The sequence below is a fragment of the Paraburkholderia sp. BR13439 genome, assembly GCF_040948805.1.
GTDB classification, from domain to species: Bacteria; Pseudomonadota; Gammaproteobacteria; order Burkholderiales; family Burkholderiaceae; genus Paraburkholderia; species Paraburkholderia youngii.
The window spans coordinates 1-5426 of record NZ_JBFPKN010000078.1; the positions used below are offsets into that span (position 1 = coordinate 1).

3 protein-coding genes and 5 pseudogenes are annotated in these 5426 nt (G+C 59.2%); 5 read left to right on the top strand and 3 right to left on the bottom strand.

The features are described 5' to 3' along the window. Both AB3X96_RS41885 and AB3X96_RS41890 read left to right on the top strand, forming a co-directional pair. A partial coding sequence (locus tag AB3X96_RS41885; protein WP_368594331.1) for a hypothetical protein occupies positions 1-193 on the top strand: 193 nt, incomplete at its 5' end. A 732-nt stretch (positions 194-925) separates the two neighbouring features. After that, positions 926-1142: pseudogene (locus tag AB3X96_RS41890) on the top strand (IS6 family transposase); the annotation flags it as partial. Between the two features lie 42 nt (positions 1143-1184). Here AB3X96_RS41890 and AB3X96_RS41895 read toward each other — a convergent pair. The 3 genes and pseudogenes from AB3X96_RS41895 to AB3X96_RS41905 all read right to left on the bottom strand — a co-directional run. Continuing rightward, positions 1185-1310 (bottom strand): annotated as a pseudogene (locus AB3X96_RS41895) (IS110 family transposase); the annotation flags it as partial. 342 nt (positions 1311-1652) lie between these two features. Next, the gene (locus tag AB3X96_RS41900; protein WP_368594332.1) at positions 1653-2669 is read right to left on the bottom strand and encodes a 1-aminocyclopropane-1-carboxylate deaminase; all 1017 of its coding nucleotides are present in this window, start codon (positions 2667-2669) and stop codon (positions 1653-1655) included. Positions 2670-2718: 49 nt separating this feature from the next. After that, positions 2719-3020, bottom strand: a pseudogene (locus tag AB3X96_RS41905) (IS5/IS1182 family transposase); the annotation flags it as partial. Positions 3021-3451: 431 nt separating this feature from the next. On the opposite strand from AB3X96_RS41905, the gene AB3X96_RS41910 reads away from it, so the two are divergent. The 3 genes and pseudogenes from AB3X96_RS41910 to AB3X96_RS41920 form a co-directional block, all read left to right on the top strand. Continuing rightward, positions 3452-4063: an H-NS family nucleoid-associated regulatory protein gene (locus AB3X96_RS41910; RefSeq protein ID WP_368594333.1), complete on the top strand. Its 612-nt coding sequence runs from the start codon at positions 3452-3454 to the stop codon at positions 4061-4063. A gap of 405 nt (positions 4064-4468) precedes the next feature. After that, positions 4469-4561: pseudogene (locus AB3X96_RS41915) on the top strand (cytochrome c peroxidase); the annotation flags it as partial. 115 nt (positions 4562-4676) lie between these two features. Next, positions 4677-5426: pseudogene (locus tag AB3X96_RS41920) on the top strand (IS110 family transposase); the annotation flags it as partial.

The window sequence follows — 5426 nt, forward strand, 5'->3', positions numbered from 1 at the left end:
CGTCCAGCTTGCGTACGGAAAACAAACTCTCGGTGAACGTGTCGGCGCCGCCCATGATCTCCAGTGGGCAAGTGGTGGTTCATCTATCAACGCTTCACGAACTCTGCGCGATGACGTGTTTCAGCGGGACTTCAGCAACCTGTTAGGTCGTTATAAGCCAACATTATGCTCGCGTGCCGCCTCTTGCTATTGACAACTCGTGGGACGGCTGAGGTCGATATGCCGGTGGTTCTGTGCCAGACAGCGCGTATTTGTGTCTGCCGAAAGCATCGAGCGTGGCCGTTGGCGCGAGCGCTGAGTCTAACCATGGATTTCTCCTCTTGTTTGCGTGGCGTGAGACGCGCAAGTGTCGTACCAATCCAAAAATGCTTGCCCAACAACGAGATCACTCTTCAACGCGTTGTTTCATTCCTGACATTGTCGAAAATCTGACAAGGTCCCACACGCGCGTGGTTGTTACCATATAACGGCCTTCCAATCCGCTGACGTGAGATAGGACCAACGCGAACAACTTTGATGTCCATGTCGCGGTCCATAGTGGAGACGAGGCCCGCGCCCTTTGCGGTGTCGAGGGTCGTCGCTGTCGAATTGAATGTAGTTGGTGACGTTCATGCTTTTCACTCTTATTTAGTGGTAGCCATGTTCGTCCCAAAGGCACGGCGGAAAGCGGCGCGTACCGCAGGCTGGAGCGTGAGCGGCAAAGGCGACGACGAATTCCGACGTGAAGGCGAGCGCCATCCCCATCAAACGCCGGACAGCCCGACAACGAAAAGGCTCACCGCGTCGGCGCCAAGTCGTCCCGTGAGGATAACGTCGAGGTCGGCATCTGAAGGAAAGAGAACCAAGGCGGCGATCGCGACTACACCCTCTCGATCAGTAAGCTTGCCACTGTCACGTTGCTGAATTGGTCGAGTAAGATCGCGTGATGAAGGATGGAAAATCGCTTTATCACGGTTATCGTCTTCCACTGCGGTCATCAGCTGCGCGGTGTGGCGGTACTACCTGTTTCAGTTGAGGCTGCACGACATCGAGGAACTGCTGTTCGAAGCCGAGGTTATCGTCAGCCACGAAACGGTCTGCACGCCGGTGCGATAAATTCGGTGCGTGTTTCGTGCACCGTGTAAGCGGCGCGTCGTGAGCCTTGGCCTCTCGAACTCGCGTGCCCAGTGATGCGCGCCGGGTCAGCTGTCCATCCCGATAAGACAAGGAGGTAAAGATGCGACACCTTCAAGCAACCGAGTGCGGCGAATTTCCGGGCCTACCAATTCGGGCTTGCCGGTCGCCGGCAGCGCACAGACATTCGTGGCCAGATCAAAACCCTAGCTTTACGATTGCCGTGGACTGCCCCTTCGAGGGAGTTAATAGAGTGCGAGAACCACATCGTGGCGCCTTGATGCCATCGCCCGCAACAGGCACCTGATTGCGGACGAAGCCTCTTTCATTCGGACTTGGCCTCTGTGGGCATGCCGCGAAATGCCTTGAGTGCCCGCACGTGAGAAGCCAGCAGCGTTTCGATACGCAATGTCGACGACGACTCCGCGCAGCTGACGCGGCTTTAACTCGACGTCGCAATGAACGCGGCAAGCATATCTGATGAAGTCGGGCCTGAACCCCGGACCGGCGACGCCCGTCGCCTAAGGCCCTTAAACCCGTCAACCGTCGCGGAAGATGAAGCTGTACGCGCTCAACGCCGGCACGCCGCCCAGGTGCGCATACAGCACGCGCGAGCCGGCCGGAAATTCGCCGTTACACACCTTGTCGATCATGCCGTGCATCGATTTTCCCTCGTACACCGGATCGGTCAGCATGCCTTCGAGCCGCGCGCACAAACGGATCGCCTCGAGCGTGCCGTCGTTGGGCAGACCGTATTCCGGACCGCCGTAGCGCTCGTCGAGCACGATGTCCTTCGCGGTGATGTCGCGGCCCAGCTCGACGCTCTCGGCGGTCCGCTTCGCGATGCGCGTGATCTGCTCGCGCGTCTGCGCCGGTTTCGCCGAGGCGTCGATGCCGATCACCCGATCGGCGCGGCCGTCGGCGGCGAAACCGACGACCATGCCCGCTTGGGTGCTGCCCGTCACCGAGCACACGACGATGTAGTCGAATTTGAAGCCCAGTTCGGCTTCCTGCTGGCGCACCTCTTCGGCGAAGCCGACGAAGCCGAGCCCGCCCAGCGGATGATCTGAGCAGCCGGCCGGAATCGCGTACGGCTTGCCGCCGGCAGCGCGCACGCTGTCGAGCGCGTCTTCCCAGCTCTTGCGAAAGCCGATGTCGAAGCCGTCCGGCACGAGCCGCACGTCGGCGCCCATCATGCGCGACATCAGGATGTTGCCGACACGGTCGTACACCGCATCTGGGTAGTTGACCCAGCTCTCCTGCACGAGCACGCACTTCAGGCCCAGATGCGCGGCAACCGCCGCGACCTGGCGCGTCTGGTTCGACTGGATTCCGCCGATCGACACGAGCGTGTCGCAGCCCTGCGCAAGCGCGTCGGGGATCAGATATTCGAGCTTGCGGGTCTTGTTGCCGCCGAACGCGAGGCCGCTGTTGCAGTCCTCGCGCTTGGCATAAAGCTTGACCTTGCCGCCGAGATGCTCGCTCAGACGGTTGAGCGGCTGGATCGGCGTCGGCCCGAAGGTGAGCGAGTAGCGGGGGAAACGTTGCAGGTTCATCGGGGCTCCGTGGCGAGTGATTTCCGTGAGTTCATGGTAAGAGGCCAGTTCAAAGATGTGACTCCTCTCCTTTGAAAATGTTCCAGCAGATGAGCGAGCAAGCAAAAACTGACGAATGCTTGCTTGATAATATGGCCGCGACGGTCGATGTCGATACGACGACGTCGGACGTTGCAGAGCCACGCGTGAGTCCGTGCTGCCAACCAGCGGAATTTGCTGAGACCGCTACCATCTTCGGTTCTTCGTTGTCCAATCACTGGCTTTATGCCGCGATCATGCAAGTGTTGGCGATTTGTCGGTGTGGTAGTCGCGATCGCCGCAAATGACCGCGGGCCTACGAAATGTTCTGCCGCACGCGATGCGTCGGTTTTGGCCCGGATTTTCGCTGCCTTCGTCCGCAGTCCCTGCATTTTCGTCGTCATGTGTTCTGTACGTTTCGAATCCAGCGAGGCGGGCACCAGAAATAGTGCTACAGCCTTTTGACAGGTTTTTCTTGCTATCGCTCTCGGCGTCGACGGGCATCTTACGTGTTAAGGCGACGATGGGGCGCGGATGACATGCGCATCGGGAGTTACACTGTTTCCCATTTCGAACGATTGATCGTTTCGCTATGTGCGAATTGTCGCCTTATCCACGGGCGCGGACCGAGAAGTCCGTGTTTTTGAATAGCCAGGGTATTCGTTTCAAGGTGTATTAACTCGGCAAGCCGTGCAATGCTGTTTGTGTTCGCTGGGCGATATGGCATAGTGCGGCTTACTCATCCTATCCAAAGGAAAACAAGCATGGCTACGCTGGAAGCCGTCCAGGCAAAAATCGCAAAGCTCCAAGCACGGGTGGCAGTGTTAGAGAAGAGATATTCGGCAACAGCGATCGGGAAAATCCTCCGTATGCTGGAACAGCACTCTCTATCTATTGCTGATATTGAGGCGTCTTTGGGCAGGCGACCCGGCCGCGGACCCGGCGCGACTGCACCGGCCAAGCGGGAGGCATCGGCAACGAAGTACGCCGACCCAAAGACGGGGGCGAACTGGTCCGGTCGTGGCCGGGCACCGGCTTGGATCGCTAAGATAAAAGACCGCACCAAGTTCCTGGTGACGAACACTACGACGAACTCAACAGCGACTGCTCAGAAAACGCTTAAGTCTGAGAAGAAAGTAAAGGAGCCGCAGCCTCACATCTATCAGAACCCTAGGACAGGAGCGACTTGGAGCGGGCGTGGTCGTACGCCGTCGTGGATCGCAGGTGCCAGAGACCGCACGAAGTTCCTGATCTCCGCGGCCGAGACACCCGAAAATTCTCGAAAGGTGGCAAAAGCAGTCCATTCCAGCAAGACAGCTGCTCCGAAGAAAGCCGCAGGCAGGAAGGCAGCAACAAAAAAAACGGCGGAGCAATAAGGCGTCGGAATACCTCAGCACCGGTGCGGGAAGAGCACCTCGGAGACTGGTAGTGGCGCTTTGTCGGCTATCCTCTGGCGGAGGCGTGCATCGAATGGCTCGGCGAAGTCGACAGCTGCTGATGCAAACGTTGCGCCGCAAACGGCAGCAATCGTGAGTGCGCCTCTCAGATATATGTAGGAGACCCACGGGGCTGCGCGATATACCTCCGCAGCCCAGCGTTGTTCTTGCACTCGGCCGCAGTCCCTCCAATCGGGCGTCGTGCCAGTCTCCGACCCTATCCTTTGCAATTGCTCCGCGATGAGCGATTTGGCACATTCGCAATGGCGAATGCTGTCGTAGAACTGACCACCCGGTGGGTAGGGGTGGAAATGTGCTGGCGAGGCCGGGCGCGGAAAGCGGCTCTTTCACGATTTCCGATTATCGTCGGATCACACGATAGCCTGTGCCAGGTGCCACACGCTGCCAACCGGTGGAGTAGATGGAAAAAGGGCTTAGTCGGGCGTCGGCGCTCAGCGGGGGCGATTAGAGGGTGTTAGATCCTATGCAGCAGGAAGGCCGGTGAGCTGATCCGTAAAATCAGCTTGTCAACGCTTGCTCAAAGGAGAGCATCATGCACACACAACAGGTCTCCACACCGTGCGCCGAGGAAATTGTACTGGCGGTGTCGCTTGAGCTCGCAATGGCGAAGTGGAAAGTTGCGCTGCATGATGGCCGCCGCGATCGGCCAGCCGTGCATACGGTCACGCAGCCACAGGCCACATCACGTCTGCAGGCGGTGCTGTCCCTGATTGAACAGCACCGGCAGAAATGGGCGTTGCCGGCTGAACTACGGATTGCCGTAAGCTATGAGGCCGGCCAAGACGCGTTCTGGATCTATCGTGCCTTGCAAGCTCGCGGGATCGAATATTATGTCGTCGATCCCGCGAGCATCCCTGTTGAGCGCCAGAAGCGGCGCGCCAAGACGGACCGGCTGGATGTAATCAGGCTGGTCATCAACCTGCGTGCGTGGCTGCATGGTGAACGCGATCGCATGCGCGCGATCCGTGTGCCGTCACTGCAGGATGAGGCGTCGCGCCACGTGATACGCGATCGTGGGCAACTGCAGAAGGAAGTCCTGCAACACCGGGATCGCATGCGCAAGCTACTGGTCACGCTCGGTTGCTGGGGTGAAGTCGACAGCCGGAAGTTCGCCGCACGTCTGGCACGCGGTGACGTACGGCGCCACGACGGTATGCCACTGCCACTGCCACTGGAACTGCAGCAACGGCTGCTGCGCGAATGCGAACGACTGGCGCTCGTCGAGCAGCAACTGGCGACACTGGAGAAGGAGCGGCTCGAGAGTCTCCCCGAGTCCGCGCGC

What these genes read in the sequence shown, in the direction of transcription:
- AB3X96_RS41900 (WP_368594332.1), bottom strand. Translation starts at nt 2,669, where the DNA reads ATGAACCTGCAACGTTTCCCCCGCTACTCGCTCACCTTCGGGCCGACG.
- AB3X96_RS41910 (WP_368594333.1), top strand. Translation starts at nt 3,452, where the DNA reads ATGGCTACGCTGGAAGCCGTCCAGGCAAAAATCGCAAAGCTCCAAGCA.